This window comes from Zongyangia acetica (assembly GCF_038739695.1).
GTDB lineage: Bacteria > Bacillota > Clostridia > Oscillospirales > Ruminococcaceae > Zongyangia > Zongyangia gallinarum.
This window is the reverse complement of record NZ_JBBEWN010000003.1, coordinates 107,810-125,609: the sequence shown is the minus strand read 5'-3', so window position 1 is coordinate 125,609 and position 17,800 is coordinate 107,810. Positions and strand designations below refer to the sequence as shown.

Annotated in this window: 18 protein-coding genes; 16 read left to right on the top strand and 2 right to left on the bottom strand. The window is 45.2% G+C overall.

The window, feature by feature from the left end:
- Positions 1-39: 39 nt before the first annotated feature.
- Together WGC32_RS03895 and WGC32_RS03890 are read right to left on the bottom strand one after the other, a co-directional pair.
- Positions 40-1,740 carry a [Fe-Fe] hydrogenase large subunit C-terminal domain-containing protein gene (locus WGC32_RS03895; RefSeq protein WP_342680744.1) on the bottom strand — a complete coding sequence of 567 codons (1,701 nt, stop codon included), beginning with the start codon at positions 1,738-1,740 and terminating at the stop codon, positions 40-42.
- Positions 1,741-1,761: 21 nt separating this feature from the next.
- Complete coding sequence (locus WGC32_RS03890) at positions 1,762-2,028, bottom strand: NAD(P)H-dependent oxidoreductase subunit E (RefSeq protein ID WP_191482248.1); 267 nt, start codon at positions 2,026-2,028, stop codon at positions 1,762-1,764.
- Positions 2,029-2,404: 376 nt separating this feature from the next.
- On the opposite strand from WGC32_RS03890, the gene WGC32_RS03885 reads away from it, so the two are divergent.
- From WGC32_RS03885 to WGC32_RS03810, 16 genes are all read left to right on the top strand, one after another.
- Positions 2,405-2,680 carry a (2Fe-2S) ferredoxin domain-containing protein gene (locus WGC32_RS03885; protein ID WP_342680743.1) on the top strand — a complete coding sequence of 92 codons (276 nt, stop codon included), beginning with the start codon at positions 2,405-2,407 and terminating at the stop codon, positions 2,678-2,680.
- A complete protein-coding gene (locus WGC32_RS03880) occupies positions 2,681-4,180 on the top strand; it encodes a monomeric [FeFe] hydrogenase (protein ID WP_191482250.1) in 1,500 nt (499 codons plus the stop codon).
- Between the two features lie 79 nt (positions 4,181-4,259).
- Complete coding sequence (locus tag WGC32_RS03875; protein ID WP_342680742.1) at positions 4,260-5,333, top strand: FkbM family methyltransferase; 1,074 nt, start codon at positions 4,260-4,262, stop codon at positions 5,331-5,333.
- 400 nt (positions 5,334-5,733) lie between these two features.
- The gene (gene potA, locus WGC32_RS03870) at positions 5,734-6,786 is read left to right on the top strand and encodes a spermidine/putrescine ABC transporter ATP-binding protein (protein WP_191482252.1); all 1,053 of its coding nucleotides are present in this window, start codon (positions 5,734-5,736) and stop codon (positions 6,784-6,786) included.
- Positions 6,783-7,598 carry an ABC transporter permease subunit gene (locus WGC32_RS03865; RefSeq protein WP_191482253.1) on the top strand — a complete coding sequence of 272 codons (816 nt, stop codon included), beginning with the start codon at positions 6,783-6,785 and terminating at the stop codon, positions 7,596-7,598. Before potA ends, WGC32_RS03865 begins: the two co-directional genes overlap by 4 nt.
- Entirely contained in the window at positions 7,595-8,395 is an 801-nt protein-coding gene (locus WGC32_RS03860; protein ID WP_191482254.1) for an ABC transporter permease subunit, read from the top strand. Before WGC32_RS03865 ends, WGC32_RS03860 begins: the two co-directional genes overlap by 4 nt.
- Positions 8,392-9,606 (top strand): ABC transporter substrate-binding protein, encoded by a 1,215-nt coding sequence (locus tag WGC32_RS03855; RefSeq protein ID WP_224771902.1) that lies wholly within the window; start codon positions 8,392-8,394, stop codon positions 9,604-9,606. Before WGC32_RS03860 ends, WGC32_RS03855 begins: the two co-directional genes overlap by 4 nt.
- Positions 9,607-10,082: 476 nt before the next feature.
- A complete protein-coding gene (gene yfmF / locus WGC32_RS03850) occupies positions 10,083-11,372 on the top strand; it encodes an EF-P 5-aminopentanol modification-associated protein YfmF (RefSeq protein WP_342680741.1) in 1,290 nt (429 codons plus the stop codon).
- Complete coding sequence (gene yfmH / locus WGC32_RS03845; protein ID WP_342680740.1) at positions 11,299-12,645, top strand: EF-P 5-aminopentanol modification-associated protein YfmH; 1,347 nt, start codon at positions 11,299-11,301, stop codon at positions 12,643-12,645. Before yfmF ends, yfmH begins: the two co-directional genes overlap by 74 nt.
- Positions 12,646-12,729: 84 nt before the next feature.
- On the top strand, positions 12,730-13,827 hold the full coding sequence (lgt, locus tag WGC32_RS03840) for a prolipoprotein diacylglyceryl transferase (RefSeq protein ID WP_342680739.1): 1,098 nt from the start codon (positions 12,730-12,732) through the stop codon (positions 13,825-13,827).
- On the top strand, positions 13,817-14,683 hold the full coding sequence (folD, locus tag WGC32_RS03835; RefSeq protein WP_342680738.1) for a bifunctional methylenetetrahydrofolate dehydrogenase/methenyltetrahydrofolate cyclohydrolase FolD: 867 nt from the start codon (positions 13,817-13,819) through the stop codon (positions 14,681-14,683). The genes lgt and folD overlap by 11 nt, the downstream gene beginning before the upstream one ends.
- A gap of 216 nt (positions 14,684-14,899) precedes the next feature.
- Complete coding sequence (rplU, locus tag WGC32_RS03830; RefSeq protein WP_191482258.1) at positions 14,900-15,211, top strand: 50S ribosomal protein L21; 312 nt, start codon at positions 14,900-14,902, stop codon at positions 15,209-15,211.
- Between the two features lie 2 nt (positions 15,212-15,213).
- A complete protein-coding gene (locus WGC32_RS03825; RefSeq protein ID WP_342680737.1) occupies positions 15,214-15,528 on the top strand; it encodes a ribosomal-processing cysteine protease Prp in 315 nt (104 codons plus the stop codon).
- Positions 15,529-15,532: 4 nt separating this feature from the next.
- Positions 15,533-15,817 carry a 50S ribosomal protein L27 gene (gene rpmA, locus WGC32_RS03820; RefSeq protein WP_191482260.1) on the top strand — a complete coding sequence of 95 codons (285 nt, stop codon included), beginning with the start codon at positions 15,533-15,535 and terminating at the stop codon, positions 15,815-15,817.
- Between the two features lie 237 nt (positions 15,818-16,054).
- Positions 16,055-17,326 carry a GTPase ObgE gene (obgE, locus tag WGC32_RS03815; RefSeq protein ID WP_342680736.1) on the top strand — a complete coding sequence of 424 codons (1,272 nt, stop codon included), beginning with the start codon at positions 16,055-16,057 and terminating at the stop codon, positions 17,324-17,326.
- A gap of 14 nt (positions 17,327-17,340) precedes the next feature.
- Positions 17,341-17,787 (top strand): Mini-ribonuclease 3, encoded by a 447-nt coding sequence (locus WGC32_RS03810; protein WP_342680735.1) that lies wholly within the window; start codon positions 17,341-17,343, stop codon positions 17,785-17,787.
- Positions 17,788-17,800 lie beyond the last annotated feature (13 nt).

Below are 17,800 nucleotides of genomic sequence, written 5' to 3'. Positions count from 1 at the left end.
CAATTCTATCTAGGGCGTTTCCTCTGGCGAAGTTCACACTCATAGCTCGGAAAGTTCAGACATGGATTTTTTCAGATTGGTCAGCGCCACCTTAGTTTCTGCGGTGGTTTCACCCAGCAGGCTTGCAATCTCCTGAGCGACCCTCATCTGTTTGACAATGACTTTTTGTGCAATGTCCACGGTGGAATCGCGGAGAGACTCCATCTGTTTTTTATGCTGCTCTTCTTCAGAGATATCCTTGACGAAGACCAAATACATACTATGTTCTTTAATATAAAGGATGGTTTGTTCTACTGTTTTATCGGATTCATCTACATGTACTTTCTTGGTGACAGCCTTTCCTTCACTTTTAGCGGTGTCGAAATCGGGCTCACCATAAAAGGCGGGAATAGGATAGCCCAGAATTTCCCCACGATTTACTTGATAAATATCCTCTGCCATGGGGTTGATGTCCTGCACATTCAGATCCTCATCCAGCGCCAAAATAGCGTTGGGGGAATGCTCCGTAATGGTGCTGGACATATTTTCTGCCCTCTCGCGGAAGAAGGGAAGACACATATTAATATCCGCTTTACCCTGGAAAACTGCAACCGCTTTTTCACGACATGAATGATAGCCACAGCTGCCACAATTTAGCTCATCCTCTGGCGTCAGCTTACCGATTTTTGCAAGAATAGCTCTAATCTCTTCTTCTGTCGGCATATCTCGCCGGACAGAACGGTTGGTAAAGACACGGGGATGTGGGAATTCGATGGTAGAGGTGGGGGCAGGATTTTCATCCTGGGGCATGGGGGCATCGTCAATCATTGTTTCAGTGACCAGCAGGCTCTTGTGACCCATCCGCATAATAGGACCGCCAATACATCCGCCCGGGCAGATATTGGCCTCAACAAACAGACCCTCTACTAGACCATCGCGGATGGCATCGAAAACCTCCATACAACGGCTGATGCCATCGACAGCAACAGGCCGATAATGGTGAAATTTTTCGTCGGGAATGGTCTTGAGAATACCTGTAGTTTTGGGATAAAGACGAGAAACTGGATTGCTCACACCGGTGGCTTCACTGTCCTGGACATCCATGGAAACGCCAGCGCTGTCCATCCACTTTTGGATGCCAGCAAAGGTTAGAGCGTAGTTCACAAAGCCGCCGGCCAATGGATCAGAGGCTTCATTTTTTTTGGAAAGGCAAGGCCCGATGAAAGCTACCTTGATATCTCCGTAAGTTTCACGCATCAGCTTGGCATGAGCCATCATGGGGGAGGAGACAGGGGCCAGATTTTTAATCAGCTCCGGATAATACCGCTCTATCAGCATGACCACAGAGGAGCATGCGGTGGCAATAATATTTTTCATCTGTCCGTTTTCCATCAGAGCGGCGTACTCTCTGCTGGTTTCATTGGCGCCGATGGCTGTTTCTTCTACTCCGGCAAAGCCTAGCTTCTTTAGTGCAGCCGAAAGTTCGGAGAAGTCATCTGTGCCGAAGAACCCCGGCCAGGAAGGCGCGACGGTAGCATAGACTCGTTTCCCTTGGGCAATCATTTCTTGGACATAGTGATGATCGCTTTTGATAAATTTAGCATTTTGGGGACAGCACTGGACACAGTTACCGCATAAAATACATTCATCGTCAATAATAGTGGCTTTCCCATCCTTAAAAGCAATGGCCTTCACAGGACATTCCCGGATGCATTTATAACAGTTGTGACAATTACCGATATTCAGCTCAATAACTCCCATTAATATAACCTCTCTTTCCTTTTATTCCCCTGCTTTCTCAGCCTGTGCTAGGGGAAAGACATGTTCATAAAAGACATTTTCCGCATTGACGAAACCAACATTCTGGACAGGAGTGTCGTTGACCATTACCGAGATGCCGGAAAGGCAACGGCCCATACAGAAAGAGGCTTTCAGCTCAATGACATCTTCCAATTGATTTTTTTTGATCAATTCTTGAAAAGTTTTGATCACTTGATAGGAGCCCTTCATATGACAGGAACTGCCTACACAGACACTGACGACGACCATAACTTCTCCATCCCTTCTTCATGAATTACTACATAAAATTGTTAAAAACGAAACGAATTCCATATTATCTCTAGTATACATGAAAAAAGGGGAGAATAACAAGATGAGAAACGCATAAAAAGGCTGGGAAATCTTTGGTGCAATCTTTATGAAAGGGAAGACTGTACAAAGAAAGAGGACAATCCTAGGAACAATGAACAAAGATGGAAAAAACAGATGGAAACTCCTGGCCACGCCTTGACACGATCTCTTTTTATAGGATATAATAAAATTAATTGTTAAAATGTAGACAATTTTTAATAAGAAAATTTGTGTATTGTTCTGAAATATTTGGAACAAACCATGGAGGAATAAGGAAAGGTGGCGTTTTGCCCGGATGAAAAGGTTGATTGTGGAAGTGTGCGTATGTCCAGAGTGTGTCATGATGGGGGCAATGGACATCATTGAGGCCATTGAGAGCTTGAAAAAGCTGAAAACCCAGTTGAGATTGAATACTCAGGTGCAGGTGATTACCAAAAGTTGTATTGGAGATCCAAAACATGGAAGTGACTCCCCTGTGGTAGTGGTTAACGGTGACAGATTGGTCTGCGCCAACAGCCAGACTGTCATGGAAAAGATCATTTCATTAAAAGCGAAGGATGTGAAGCATTAAGTGCGCGGAATTTATACACCGGTAACAAAATTACGGCGTCAGGTATTCGCCCAGATTGCTGAGTTTGCTTATAACAATGAGGAATATGCGGCCTTTGAGGAAATTCCTTATCGGATTATTAAGGGTGAGGTGGCGACTTATCGCGACAGCATTTTCAAGGAAAGGGCTATTATCGGTGAGCGCCTGCGCTTGGCCATGGGCCTTTCTCTGCGTAAAGTAGATGAGCACATGCCGGTAGCAAAAGGAATTGAGGAATGCGCTAAGCCGGAAAAATATTACGAACCGCCGCTGGTGAATGTTATTCCCTTTGCCTGTAACGCATGTCCAGAAAATTCCCTCATGGTAACCGATAACTGCCGCGGATGTTTGGCGCATCCCTGTGTTAGTGTCTGCCCGGTAAAGGCAGTATCTTTTGAAAACGGAAAATCACATATTGATCAGGATAAGTGCGTACGGTGCGGTCGATGCAAGGATGTGTGCCCCTATAGTGCCATTGTTAAATATGATCGTCCTTGCGCTGCGGCCTGCGGCGTCGACGCCATTGAAAGCGATTATTTGGGACGGGCAAAGATCAACTATGATAAATGCGTTTCCTGTGGAATGTGTATTGTCAATTGTCCCTTTGGAGCGATTGCCGATAAATCCCAGATTTATCAGCTGATCCGCGCGATTATGGATGGCCAGGAGATTATAGCTGCTATTGCCCCTGCTTTTGTTGGACAATTTGGACCTATGGCAACTCCAGAAAAAATGAAAGAAGCACTGAAAGTGCTAGGATTTTCTGAAGTTTATGAAGTAGCTGCCGGCGCAGATGTCAGTGCTATGGCAGAGGCGGACCACTATGTGAACCATGTGGGGAAGGATTTGCCGTTTTTGGCCACGTCCTGTTGTCCTTCTTGGTCCGTAATGGCAAAAAATAATTTCCCGGAGCTGGCGGGCTGTGTTTCTGAAGCACTGACACCTATGGTTGACACGGCTAGGATCATCAAGAAAGAGCATCCGAACGCCAGAGTGGTATTCATTGGCCCATGTGCGGCTAAGAAGCTGGAGGCATCCAGACGGACGGTACGAAGCGATGTAGACTTTGTTATCACCTTTGAAGAATTAATGGGAATGTTTGTCGCGAAAGGCATTGACTTTGGCAGCATTGAAGATGAACCCTTGCAGGATGCTACCGGCGCGGGACGTGGTTATGCCGTGGCTGGCGGCGTGGCGGATGCTATTGCCAATTGCATCAAGACCAAATATCCTGATGTAGAGGTAAAAGTCGACCGGGCAGAGGGTCTGCGCAACTGTAAGAAGATGCTCCAGATTGCCAAGGCGGGTAAACGAAACGGATATCTGCTGGAAGGTATGGCGTGCCCAGGTGGCTGCGTAGGTGGCGCTGGCACGATTATCCCATTGAACAAGGCATCGGCTGCGGTCAAAGGATTCCAGACGGCGGCAGGAACTTCAAATGCTTACGATAGCAAATATGCCGATGAAAAGATCGAAGAATAGAGATTAAGGTAAAGAGTTGTATGGAGATACAGCGCCCGCTGCATTGTTGCGCGGGCGCTGTTTGTTTGGAGGTGACAAGATGCTCCCTAACTGGAAGGATGTAACCGGTGTATGGGATCGGATGAAAAAAACAAAAAAGCCCATTGCGCTGTATGGCATGGGAAACGGTGCTCAGATGATTCTGGATGTCTGCCAACAAAAGCAGATTCCGGTAGCTGAAATATTTGCCAGTGATGAATTTGTGCGTGGACATAGTTTTGCAGGATATAAGGTGAAAAGGTTGTCGGAGCTGGAAGAGATATATGATGATTTATTTATCGTAGTAGCTTTCGGTGTTCATCATCCTCAAATGCTTCTTCGTTTGCAGCAGTTATCTCAGCGATATGAGGTGGTAGCGCCTGATGTTCCAGTGGCAGGGGAAGGACTGTTTACTCCAGAATTTGCCGCCGCTCATGAGGAAGAGATCCAACAGGTTTATGAAATGTTGATGGACGATCAGTCAAAACGAGTCTTTGAAAATGTCTTGCGTTTTAAGGCTACGGGAGATATTCAGCTTTTGGCAGAGGTAGAAACACCGGTAAAGGAAATCTATCAAAATCTTCTTTGTCTGGGCCGTGATGAAATTTATGTCGATCTAGGTGCCTACGACGGCGATACCCTTCGGGAGTTTCTAAATTGGGCTCCTGAATATAAAAAAATCTATGCGGTAGAGCCTGACGAAAAAAATTATCGAAAACTGTGCAAGACCATTGAATCGTTAGGAATTGATCATATTGAGGCAGTCCATGCAGGTATCTGGAATCAGGCTGGGGAAATCTCTTTTCTCGGAAAAGCAGGGCGCAATTCCCGAGTGGAGCAGGGTGGAAATAAAATTTCGGCTATCAGTGTGGATAGTCTTTTACAAGGAAATCCAGCAACCTACATCAAGTTGGATGTGGAAGGAAGTGAAGAGAAAGCTCTGACCGGAGCTCAAGATACCATTCGCACTTACGGACCCAAGCTTTTGCTCAGCGCTTATCACCGCAATGAGGATCTATGGTCTCTGCCCTTGGCGGTTAAAAGAATCAATCCCAATTATGTTTTTTATCTGCGTCATCAGCCTTACATCCCCGCTTGGGAAACTAACTATATTGGGGTAGTACCGAATTTTTAAGAACGTTTGTGAAATGATGATAAAGATATACTAGAAGACAATGGAGATATTTCATGCGGAGAAAACAAAAGATAAAAGGAGTAAATAAAAGATATTAGAAGCAGGATATGGAAATTTAATAAAAGCACAGACAGAAGCGCAAAATTTACGAGAATTTAGTAAAAATATTGACTTTTTTAGGATATATGCTATAGTGATATTCGTTGCTTTTGGCATCTAGCAAAAAAGAGAATGAACTGATGAATAAGGTACCGCCTAAAACGGGCTGGTGGATGATGGGAAAAGCACATTCACAGCAACGATAGAAAAAGCCTTTTGCGGGAAGCGGCTACAAGTTCATCGGGGTTGGCATGCTCGTTTACCGGGACATGTAACTTAAATCCGCAAAGGGGGATGCTCAATGGGGGAGAACTGTATTGTAAGCTTGAAAGACATCGTCGTCGACTATGACGGGGAAGTAGTGTTGGATGGAATCAACCTTGACATTCACGACAAGGAGTTCGTCACATTGCTGGGCCCGTCAGGCTGCGGAAAGACCACAACGCTGCGCATTATTGGCGGGTTTGTGGAGCCTGCATCCGGCGATGTCTTTTTTGATGGCAAGAGAATTAATGGCCTGCCGCCTTATAAGCGGCCGCTGAATACTGTCTTTCAGCGTTATGCATTGTTTCCGCATCTGAACGTATTTGAGAATATTGCCTTTGGACTGCGGCTGAAAAAACTGCCGGAAAAAGAAATATCCTCCCGTGTTTCTGAGATGCTGGAACTAGTCAACCTAAAAGGCTTTGATAAAAGAAACGTGAATCGCTTATCCGGTGGTCAGCAGCAGCGGGTGGCGATTGCAAGAGCTCTGGTCAATCATCCCAGGTTGCTGCTTTTAGACGAACCTTTGGGCGCATTGGACCTCAAGCTTCGCAAAGGGATGCAGATTGAGCTGAAGCGCATACAACAGAGCTTGGATATCACCTTTATTTATGTAACCCACGACCAAGAGGAAGCTTTGACCATGAGCGATACGGTGGTGGTAATGAAAGATGGGCATATCCAGCAGGTGGGCACGCCTCAAGATATTTACAACGAGCCAGAAAATGCTTTTGTAGCAGATTTTATCGGAGAAAGCAACATTCTAGATGGCGTTATGCACAAAGATTTCGTGGTGGAATTTGCCGGACGGCAATTTGATTGCGTGGATAAAGGATTCGCCAAGATGGAACAAGTGGATGTTGTCATCCGACCGGAGGATATTAAGGTAGTGCCCGCTATTGCAGGGCAGTTAACTGGCCGGGTTGAGTCGGTTATATTCAAAGGTGTTCACTATGAAATGACGGTGGAGGGAGCGGGATTTACCTGGATTATCCATTCTACCCAGTCGCAGGAGCCGGGATCATCCATCGGTATGAATATCGATCCCTTTGATATTCACATTATGCACAAAATGGAGGCGGAGAAATGAAACTGAAATCTGCTTCTCTGCCTTATGCAGTGTGGTCTTTTATCTTTGTCGTAGTGCCGCTGGGAATGGTGGCTTATTTTGCGTTTATCGATCAGAATGGACATTTTACATTAGAAAATGTATCCAGTGTTGGGCAGTACACGCCGGTTCTGGCTCGTTCCATCTGGCTTGCTGCCATTGCCACCATCGTCTGTTTGATCATTGCCTATCCTCTGTCCTATCTTCTTTCTCGGATGCATGCAGGAAGGCAGAAGGTATTCCTGATGCTGGTGATGCTCCCCATGTGGATGAATTTTCTGCTGCGCACCTATGCATGGATGACCTTATTAGAGAGAAATGGCCTCATCAATCGCTTTTTTGCCCTGTTTGGTTTAGGACCCTTTGAGATGATTAATACCCAGGGAGCGGTGGTTCTGGGGATGGTATATAATTACCTGCCCTTTATGATCCTGCCCCTTTATACCATCATGGTCAAAATAGATGACCGGATCATTGAGGCGGCACAGGATCTTGGCGCCAATTCCTTTCATGTCTTTTCCAAGGTGGTTCTTCCGCTGAGCGTTCCTGGTATTACCACCGGAATTACTATGGTATTTGTTCCGGCAGTGAGCACCTTTATCATTTCTCGGATGCTGGGCGGCGGCGGTAATCTGCTCATCGGAGATCTGATTGATTTACAATTTCTTGGCAATGCATATAATCCTAATTTGGGTGCAGCCATTTCCCTGGTCCTTATGGTGCTCATTCTTCTATGTATGAGTATAATGAACCAGTTTGACAACGATGAGGGAATGGAGGGAGCATTGCTGTGAAAAAGAGAAGATGGCTATCCAACACCTATATTGGATTGGTCTTTGCATTTTTATACCTTCCCATTGGTGTGTTGATTGCCTACTCCTTCAATGAATCGAAGAGCAGGGCGGTCTTCACAGGCTTTACCTTTGATTGGTATGAGCGACTGTTTCACAATGAAGTCATCATTCAATCTCTAATCAACACCCTTATCATTGCCATTGTATCCTCCCTGATTGCCACAATCATTGGCACCGCGGCAGCAGTAGGGATCAATTCCATGAACAAGTGGATGAAATCGGCTATGATGAATTTGACATATCTTCCCATAATTAACCCGGAAATTGTCACAGGCGTATCCATGATGCTGCTGTTTGTCTTTCTGAAACTGGAATTTGGATTTACCACCTTGATTATTGCACATATTACTTTTGGACTACCATACGTCATCCTCAATGTGCTTCCAAAGCTAAGGCAGATGGATAATTTTGTCTATGAGGCAGCTTTAGACTTAGGATGCACACCCTTCCTGGCTTTTCGTAAGGTGATTTTTCCAGAAATCCTGCCAGGCATTATTTCAGGAATGCTGATGGCCTTCACCTTTTCTTTGGATGACTTTGTTATTAGCTATTTTACCACCGGACCCACATCACAGACACTTCCGGTCACCATCTTTTCCATGACCCGGAGAAAGGTAAGCCCAGAAATTAACGCGCTATCTACAATAATCTTTATTGTAGTTTTGGCCACACTTCTTATTGTCAATTTCAAAGATTTGAAAAAAGAGAAAAAGGTTCGCCGGGAGGTGAGCCTGTGAAAAGAGTTCTCTCGCTATGTTCTATAATTTTACTGCTTATCACCTTTACGCTCCCCGCTTTCGCGCAAATTGAGGTGGAGGACGAGGGCTACTATCAGAAATTCCAGGGCCAGAACATTTCGATCAACGTTTACAACTGGGGTGAATATATTTCTGATGGTGCTGAAGAAGGGACAATCAATGTCAACAAGGAGTTCGAGGAACTAACCGGGATCAAAGTAAACTACTCAACCTATGCTTCTAATGAGGAACTCTACGCCAAGTTAAAAAGCGGCGGTGCTAGTTATGATATTATTATCCCCTCTGATTATATGATCGGCCGGATGGTCAAGGAAGATATGCTGGAACCGCTTAATTTTGAGAATATCCCCAACTTTCAGCATATTAATGAACAATTTGTCAATCCGGCTTATGACCCAGACAATGCATATTCTGTACCATATACCTGGGGAACTGTAGGGATCATCTACAATACTACCATGGTGGATGGCGATGTGGATAGCTGGGATATTCTTTGGGATGCTCGGTATATGGGGGACATTTTGATGTTTGCCAATTCCAGAGACGCTTTTGCTATTGCACAGAAACGTCTGGGCTATTCCTTTAACTCCGGCAATGCAGACGAGTTGGAAAAGGCTGCTGAAAGTCTCAAAGAGCAAAAGCCTCTAGTACAGGCCTATGTTATGGATGAGATCTTTGACAAGATGCAGGCAGGGGAGGCGGCGTTGGCTCCGTATTATGCTGGGGATGCTATTACCATGATTGCCGATAATCCAGATTTAGCTTTTGCCTTCCCGAAGGAAGGAACCAATCGCTTTGTAGATGCCATTTGTATTCCAAAAGGCAGCCAACAGAAGGAAGCGGCGGAGATGTACATTAATTTTCTCTGCGAACCGGAAGTAGGATTGGCTAACTGTGAATACATCGGCTACTCCACACCTAATGACGGTGCCATGGAACTGTTAGATGATGAAGTAAAAAATAATCCTATCGCTTATCCGTCTGATGAGATACTGGAAAATACCGAGACCTTTTTAAGTCTGCCGGATGACGCAAACCGTCTGATGGACAAGCTTTGGACCGATATCATGAGCACCAATGAGGGAGCAAATCAGTGGATTATCCCTGTGTTTTTAGTTCTTTGTATTGTGGCTTCAATTGTCATTAATGTAGTGCGTCGTATTCGGAAAAAAAGAGAAGAAATGTACTAATACAATAAGAAGCAGCTACCTTTTGGGGGCAGCTGCTTCTTATTTCCTCTTGTATGAAAGCGGTGAAAAATGGAAAACTATTTCATGAATCTCTTTCGGTGAAAGGATGATCATGAAATGAACAGTAATTACTTTCTAGGTGGCGTTCCGTATTCAGATAGCGCTATGAGATTTGCCCAGGCGCACTTCCGAAAATATCGCTTGGCCCTACTATCCAATTTGGATTCCTGGGTAACGATCAGACCACCAAAGAAGCTTCCTCCCCGACGTCCTGTGGGTATCCGATTGATTCTCTCCTCGGACGAACAGCCTGCAAGCGGTAGAGGAGCATTGTTTCCGGTGTTATATCCAACTATCGCACCTCGTAAACAAAAAATGAACGAGGGCAAAAGCAATTGATAATCTTTGGGAAAAATAGTATGATAGAAAAGAAATGCGAGCTTTGCCCGTAAATCCAGTTGGAGGAGATAGAAAAGATGGAGCAGACCTTGAAAAGGACGAAACTCCTAGACCGAGTGTTTTTTAACGCTGTACGCGATGAAAAGTTTAAATCAAACCGTATTTCTGTCAATCTAATCACCACCCTTCATCATGAAACCGCGGCCCAGAACGCTATCGTACCGTTTATTCTGCGCAAAGGTTATGCAGGCTGTCCTGATTTTACCGAACTAAATCGACGGTTGGCCTCTCTCTATGGAGCGGCGTTGGATGCTGATGTGCGAAAAGTCGGCGACGATCAAATCATTAACCTGTCCGTCCAGAGCTTGGACGATCGCTTTACTATGGAGAACGAGCAGATTATCAAAGCGTGTTGTGAACTGCTTTGTGGTCTCTTGCTGGAGCCTAAATTGGTGGATGGCCATTTCGATCCTACAGATGTCGAGCTGGAAAAGAAATATTTGATTGCATCCATCCAGGCGGAAATTAACGAAAAACGAAGCTATGCCATTAACCGTTGTACCCAGATTATGTTTGCTGGAGAACCGGCTGGTGTGGGACGTTATGGCAGTGAGGAAATGGCTGAAAAAATAACGCCAGAAACCGCATATGCAGCCTATCAGCGCTTACTCGCAACAGCACAGGTAGAGATACTTTTCTGTGGCGCAGGAGACCCTGCTGTAGCGGAAAGCATCTTTTCTCATGCTTTTTCAAAGATCCAGCGTGGAGGAACTGCCCTGCCAGAGATGCGGGTAAAAGCAAGCGGGGGAGAGGTCAAACAAGTTACAGATCAATTGGATGTAACCCAAGCGAAGATGGTGTTAGGCTTTACTACCGGTATCAGTGGCGACCAGAAAAAAATTGCTGCCGCAAGGCTGATGGTGGCAATTTACGGAGGGACTCCGTTTTCACGTTTGTTTATCAACGTCAGGGAAAAGCTAAGCCTTTGTTATTACTGCGCTGCCCGGTTTGATAGAGCCAAGGGTACTGTGATGGTTGATTGCGGAATTGAAGACCAGAATAGGCAAAAAGCATATGACGAGATCTTAAAGCAGCTAGACATTATGAAGAAAAACGAATACACCCAAGAAGAATTTAACGCTGCGAAATTAAGTCTGCGCAATTCCTTTGACCATATTGGGGATTCCTTGGCAGGAATTGAAGGATGGTATCTGGGCCAAATTATCACAGGAGAATACCGATCTCCCCAAGAGGAAGCCGATATGATTGACAAGGTAACCCGGGAGGAAGTAGTTGAAGCGGCAAGCCAGGTGCAGCTTGATACTGTTTATTACCTTACTGGAAGGGGAGCGGAAGACCATGAATAGGGAGATTATCAAAAACGAACGTCTGGGTGAGTCCTATACAAAAATTCAGCATAAAAGTGGTTTGACCCTGCTTTTGTATCCGTTGCAAGGTTATTCCAGCGCCTATGCCTTGTTTGGAACCAATTTTGGCTCCATCAATAACACCTTTAAAACTGCGCCGGATGCTCCTTTTACTACTGTACCGGCGGGCGTCGCCCACTTTTTGGAACATAAAATGTTTGAGAAAGAGGACGGGGATGCCTTTGCAAAATATGCGAAGACGGGTGCATCCGCCAATGCATTTACCTCTTTTGATAAAACTTGCTATCTTTTCTCCTGCACTCAGAATTTTAAACCTTCTCTGGAAATCCTTTTGGATCTGGTAACCCGTCCCTATTTCACCAAGGAATCAGTAGAGAAAGAGCAGGGTATTATTGGTCAGGAGATCAAAATGTATGACGATAGCCCCGACTGGCGGGTGCTATTTAATATGCTGGAAAGCTTGTATCAAAATCATCCAGTCAAGATTGACATTGCGGGAACGGTGGAATCTATTGCTGAAATTACAGCAGATACCCTTTATAGCTGTTACAATACCTTCTATAACCTGCGCAACATGGTGCTTGCTATTGCAGGTAACTTTGATATTGATACAGTACTAGAATGCTGCGATAGAATGCTTCCGACAGCTCCAGAAATCCAGATTGAAAATGCACCGGTGATAGAACCGAAGGAGATCCTGTCCAAACGGCATGTGCAAAAGCTGGACGTGGCAACGCCTTTGTTTAGTATCGGATTCAAGGAAACTCCAGATGACAGAGCGGGCTTTATGAAAGGAGATCTACTCAACGAAGTGATCTTGGATGTGGTCGCGGGAGAAAGCTCACAAACATATAGAGAGCTTTATGATGCAGGTCTGATTAACCAGACATTTGGAACAGAAGTTTTTTCTGGAGAAGGGTATCTCTGCTCCATCTTTTCCGGCGAATCGGAAAATCCTGATGAAGTATATAGAAGACTTTGCGAAAGTATTGCGGAGATGAAGAAAACAGGACTCCCCAAGGAGGAGTTTGAGCGCAGTAAGCGCTGTGTTTATGGCCGCTATGTCCGGGCTTTTGAAAGTGTAGAAATCCTCAGTTCCGCAATGGTTACGGCCCATTTTGGTGGTTGTGGCATCTATGATATTGTAGAAATGGTTGCCAATATGACTTATGAAGAAGCAAATGAGCGCTTTATGAACATGCTGTGTGAATCATATGGCACAGTTTCTATTGTGAATACGACTGGAAATTAGCGTATTGATCGTGAAAGAGGATTCATTTTCAGTTTTATAAGAGACGCGCGGGAAGATTCCCGCGCAGGGAAAGGAGCTGTACATATGCAGCAGATCGTGGATTTTCCAGGGCTTGGACTGCATTTTTCTTTTAATAACGTAGCTTTTCAGATCGGGAATTTTTCTATTTACTGGTACGGTATCATTATTGCCGCCGGATTTTTATTGGCTGTTTTATACGCTTCCTATCGATGCAAAAAGTTTGGCCTGGATTTGGACAGGCTTATTGACGTTGTTATTATCGGCCTCATTGGTGGCGTAATATGCGCAAGACTTTATTACGTCGTATTTTCCTGGGATATTTATAAAGATGACCTACTTAGCATTTTTAAGACTTGGGAAGGCGGTATGGGTATCTATGGTGGACTTATTGGTGCAGTGATTTTCGGCGCTATCGCCTGCAAAATACGCGGAGTAAAGCTGCTGCCTACTCTTGACCTGGTGTCTCTCGGATTTCTCATCGGCCAGGGCATTGGACGTTGGGGTAACTTTGTCAATGTTGAGGCTTTTGGCTGCAATACCACCTTACCCTGGGGAATGACCAGCCCTACCATAGAAAACTACCTGACACAACATTTGGACCAATTGACCGCACAAGGGATGCAGATCGATCCTACCGGCATGGTTCATCCCTGCTTTTTATACGAATCCCTTTGGTGTATTTTAGGTTTTGTTTTGCTCCATTTTTATGTCAAGCATCGCCGGTTTGATGGAGAAATATTCCTGTTCTACAGTATGTGGTATGGAGCAGGACGCTTTGTCATCGAGGGACTGCGGACAGATAGTCTGATGTTAGGGCGCATTCGTATTTCCCAGCTGTTAGCCGCGCTTTTTGTATTGGCTGCGCTGGCTATATGGATTTATACTCGCTATCGTCTGAGAAAGTCTGGGATCGATAGCCAAGAGACGCTTTATGTCAATACTTCAGAGTCTCAATATATTTTGGCTCATGGCTATAAAGCATATAAAAAACTGGTGAAGAAGGCAGGTACTAACGACGCATCAATTGGCATCATCCTATCAGAAGAAAATAGCGCCTCTAAAGATGATAGCCAAGAGGGCGAAGCGGATAAATCCGAAGAAATAGTAGAAGAAGAGAAAGAACAAGACAAACATGAGGAGGAAGAAACTGATGGCGAATAGTGCTGTAATTATTGATGGGAAGGCGGTCTCTCAGCAGACCCGAGAGAAGATTGCAGTCGAGACAAAAGATCTGAAAGAAAAGACAGGTATTACCCCAGGATTGGCGGTAGTGATTGTAGGAGATGATCCTGCTTCCAGAGTTTATGTCAACAATAAAAAGAAAGCATGCGCGGAGGTAGGTTTCTATTCGGAAGAACACGCGCTTTCCGCTGAAACTACCCAAGAGGAACTGGTAAAGCTTGTGAAAGAACTCAACAGCCGTGAGGAGATTGATGGGATTCTGGTCCAGCTACCTTTGCCAAAGCACATCGATGAAAAGGCGGTCATTGAAGCTATTTCTCCTAAAAAGGATGTGGATGCTTTCCATGAACAGAATGTGGGAAAAATTATGATCGGCAACTACAGCTTTTTGCCTTGCACTCCTGCCGGAATTGTAGAGCTGATCGATTCCATCGGTGTGGATGTGACAGGAATGGAATGTGTGGTCATTGGGCGTTCCAACATTGTTGGAAAGCCAATGGCAATGCTGATGCTTCATAAGAATGCTACCGTCACCATCTGCCATTCCCGGACGAAGAACCTGCCTGAGGTCTGCCGCAGGGCGGATATTTTGATTGCAGCAGTCGGAATCGCCAAATTTGTCAAGGCAGATATGGTAAAGCCTGGAGCTATTGTCATTGATGTGGGCATGGATCGAGATGAGAACGGGAAACTTTGTGGTGATGTGGATTTTGAAAATGTAAAGGAAGTCGCTGGATATTTAACTCCTGTTCCGGGCGGCGTAGGACCGATGACCATCTCTATGCTGATGAAAAATACGCTGACGGCGGCAAAAGAACGTGCTGCACGCAAATAAATTAGCGGGAAGCGGAGGAGACAAATCTGGTTTCCGGCATCTGCTGGTACGGAAAAAGAAAATCGCTCTGAAGGCTACAAAAACGATGGATGAGAATGAAAAATGCTTGACTTATTGCCAGGAGTTTGGTATGATATGTAATGCCGCATACTCTGGGCACAAAGTGGGCTTATCCCCGCCTTAGTAGTAGCGAGACTAAAGAAAGAGGATACATCTATGTACGCAATTATCGAGACTGGTGGAAAACAGTATCGCGTCAGTGAGGGTGATGTTGTTTTCATCGAAAAGCTGCAGGCTGACGTCGACGCAGTAGTTGAGTTTGACAAAGTTTGTGCTGTTGGAAAAGACGACGGTATCGTAGTAGGTACCCCCACTGTGGAAGGCGCAAAAGTAACTGCAAAAGTCCTGAAAAACGGCAAGGGCAAGAAGGTTACAGTACTTACCTATCGTCCTAAAAAGGATTCCAAGCGCAAAATGGGTCATAGACAGCCCTATACCAAAGTTGAGATTCAGTCTATTAACGCATAAGAATGGTAACTGCAAAGTTTACCCAAAAGGATGGAAAACTTGTTGCGTTTGATGTCTCTGGACATGCTGGCTTTGCCAACGCAGGGGAAGACATCGTTTGCGCTGGAGTTTCCTCCGCTCTACAACTGACGGCTAATGGCATTACGGAAGTCGTAGGTGCTAAAGCGCAGGTCAAGGTAGAAGAAAATTGGATTTCACTGAAACTCATGGCTCCTGATCAGCGAGCTGAGGATTTTATGAGAGCCTTTTTGCTCCAACTCAACCTGCTATCGGAAGCATATCCAAACACAATTTCAATCAATGTTTCGGAGGTGTAATGCAATGCTGAAGATTAGCCTGCAATTTTTTGCTCATAAAAAAGGTGTCGGTTCCACAAAGAACGGCCGTGATTCCGAGTCCAAAAGACTGGGTGTAAAACGTGGTGACGGTCAGTTTGTTCTGGCAGGAAACATTTTGGTTCGCCAGAGAGGTACCCATATCCATGCTGGTGAAAACGTTGGCCGCGGCAGTGATGATACACTGTTTGCAACCGTAAGCGGCAAGGTTAAATTTGAGCGCCTGGGCCGCGACCGTAAAAAGGTCAGCGTCTATCCCGTAGAGGCATAAGTTCACAGCAACAGATGCAAAAATCCCGGGCTTTTGTCCGGGATTTTTTATTATAGATCAAATAAAAGGAATACGTCTAGAATTGGAAGAAAAGAGAATGAAAGGTTTACTTTTTCATCCTATACTTGTATGTCCACCTGGCTGGGTGGTACAATAAATCTAGAGCTTCTCTTGCTGTTTTGGCCGCGCACAAAATAGCAAGAACGCCTTTGCGCGGAGAAATGGCAGTGGAGAGCAATGTTTATCGACAAAGTAAAAATCAAGGTTAAGGCAGGAAATGGCGGAAACGGTGCAGTTTCTTTTCATAGGGAGAAGTATGTGGCAGCCGGTGGACCTGATGGCGGTGACGGAGGTCGAGGCGGTGATATTGTCTTTCAGGCGGATACGAATCTTTCCACGTTAGTGGATTTTAAGTATCGTAAGAACTATGTAGCGCCCAATGGTGAGCCTGGATCAAAGAAGCGGTGTACAGGGAAAAGCGCCGAACCCTTGGTTATTAAGGTACCTTTGGGTACAGTAATCAAAGAAGCAAACTCGGGACGCATCATGGCGGATCTATCCACCAAAGAACCAGTTGTCGTCGCCAAAGGAGGAAAAGGCGGTTGGGGAAATCAACATTTTGCGACTCCCACCCGACAAATCCCTCGCTTTTCAAAACCTGGCATGCCGGGAGAATGCTTTGAGTTGACACTGGAACTCAAGCTTCTGGCAGATGTCGGATTGGTAGGATTTCCAAATGTGGGAAAATCATCTTTGATTTCGGTGGTCAGTGAGGCAAAACCCCAAATTGCCAATTATCATTTTACGACGCTGACACCAGTTTTAGGTGTTGTGCGGGTTGATGAAGAAAAGTCCTTTGTTATGGCAGATATTCCAGGCCTGATTGAAGGGGCCAGCGAGGGAATAGGGCTGGGGCACGAGTTCCTACGTCATGTAGAACGTTGCAGGCTCATTGTCCATTTAGTGGATGTTTCGGGTATTGAGGGAAGAGATCCCATCGAAGACTTTGAAAAGATTAACCAAGAGCTTAAAAATTTTGATGAAGAACTTGCAAAACGCCCACAAATAGTGGCCGCCAATAAATGCGATTTGGCTAACGAGGAACAGATTGCGGCTTTTCGCCAGTATATAGAGAAAAAACAAATTCCCTTTTTCCCAATTTCTGCGGCTACCCGCACTGGCGTGGATGCGCTGATAAATGAGGTGGCTGCGCAGTTGGATCAACTGCCTCCAATTCTTCGCTATGAACCAGAGCCGCTCCCAATGGAAATTTTTGCACCCACTGGACGGGACAAGTTCGAAGTTCGTAAACGCGAGGGAATTTTTGAGGTGGAAGCTGAGTGGCTGATTCCGATTTTGTCCACAGTAAATATGGACGATTATGAGTCCCTCCAATATTTCCAGAGGGTTCTGAGAGAAAGCGGTATCATCAATAAGTTGGAGGAAATGGGAGTACAAGAGGGAGACACTGTAAGTATCTATGATCTAGAATTTGATTATGTCCGTTAGAAGCGAAAAGGAGAATGCTTACGTTAGACTTATTATCGACACCAATGAATCCGAAACAGTTAGGCCCCATTAGTTTAGCATTTGTAGGAGACGCTGTTTATGAACTTATGGTACGAGAACAGCTGTTGCAGAGAACTCCTAATGCGCCGGTTTATAAATTGCATAAAATGTCCGTTTCTAGGGTACGGGCATCGGCGCAGTCATTGGGATATGAGCTGATTGAGCCCATATTGAGTGAAGAAGAGCTTTCTATCCTGAAGCGGGGAAGAAATAGTCATTCTTCTACCGTACCGAAAAACGCGGATCCTTGTGAATATAGAAGGGCTACCGGAGTAGAAGCCCTGTTTGGCTATTTGTACCTCAAGGGAGAACTGGATCGTATTATACAGCTTTTTGACATCATATCATCTGGATTAGATGCACAGACAGAGAAAGACAGAAACACGGAAGACAACCAATAAAAAGTTTTGGGCC

Coding starts and splice junctions, on each gene's coding strand:
- WGC32_RS03895 (WP_342680744.1), bottom strand. CDS start 1,740: ATGGGAGTTATTGAGCTGAATATCGGTAATTGTCACAACTGTTATAAA.
- WGC32_RS03890 (WP_191482248.1), bottom strand. CDS start 2,028: ATGGTCGTCGTCAGTGTCTGTGTAGGCAGTTCCTGTCATATGAAGGGC.
- WGC32_RS03885 (WP_342680743.1), top strand. CDS start 2,405: ATGAAAAGGTTGATTGTGGAAGTGTGCGTATGTCCAGAGTGTGTCATG.
- WGC32_RS03875 (WP_342680742.1), top strand. CDS start 4,260: ATGCTCCCTAACTGGAAGGATGTAACCGGTGTATGGGATCGGATGAAA.
- potA (WP_191482252.1), top strand. CDS start 5,734: ATGGGGGAGAACTGTATTGTAAGCTTGAAAGACATCGTCGTCGACTAT.
- WGC32_RS03865 (WP_191482253.1), top strand. CDS start 6,783: ATGAAACTGAAATCTGCTTCTCTGCCTTATGCAGTGTGGTCTTTTATC.
- yfmF (WP_342680741.1), top strand. CDS start 10,083: ATGGAGCAGACCTTGAAAAGGACGAAACTCCTAGACCGAGTGTTTTTT.
- lgt (WP_342680739.1), top strand. CDS start 12,730: ATGCAGCAGATCGTGGATTTTCCAGGGCTTGGACTGCATTTTTCTTTT.
- folD (WP_342680738.1), top strand. CDS start 13,817: ATGGCGAATAGTGCTGTAATTATTGATGGGAAGGCGGTCTCTCAGCAG.
- rplU (WP_191482258.1), top strand. CDS start 14,900: ATGTACGCAATTATCGAGACTGGTGGAAAACAGTATCGCGTCAGTGAG.
- WGC32_RS03825 (WP_342680737.1), top strand. CDS start 15,214: ATGGTAACTGCAAAGTTTACCCAAAAGGATGGAAAACTTGTTGCGTTT.
- rpmA (WP_191482260.1), top strand. CDS start 15,533: ATGCTGAAGATTAGCCTGCAATTTTTTGCTCATAAAAAAGGTGTCGGT.
- obgE (WP_342680736.1), top strand. CDS start 16,055: ATGTTTATCGACAAAGTAAAAATCAAGGTTAAGGCAGGAAATGGCGGA.
- WGC32_RS03810 (WP_342680735.1), top strand. CDS start 17,341: ATGCTTACGTTAGACTTATTATCGACACCAATGAATCCGAAACAGTTA.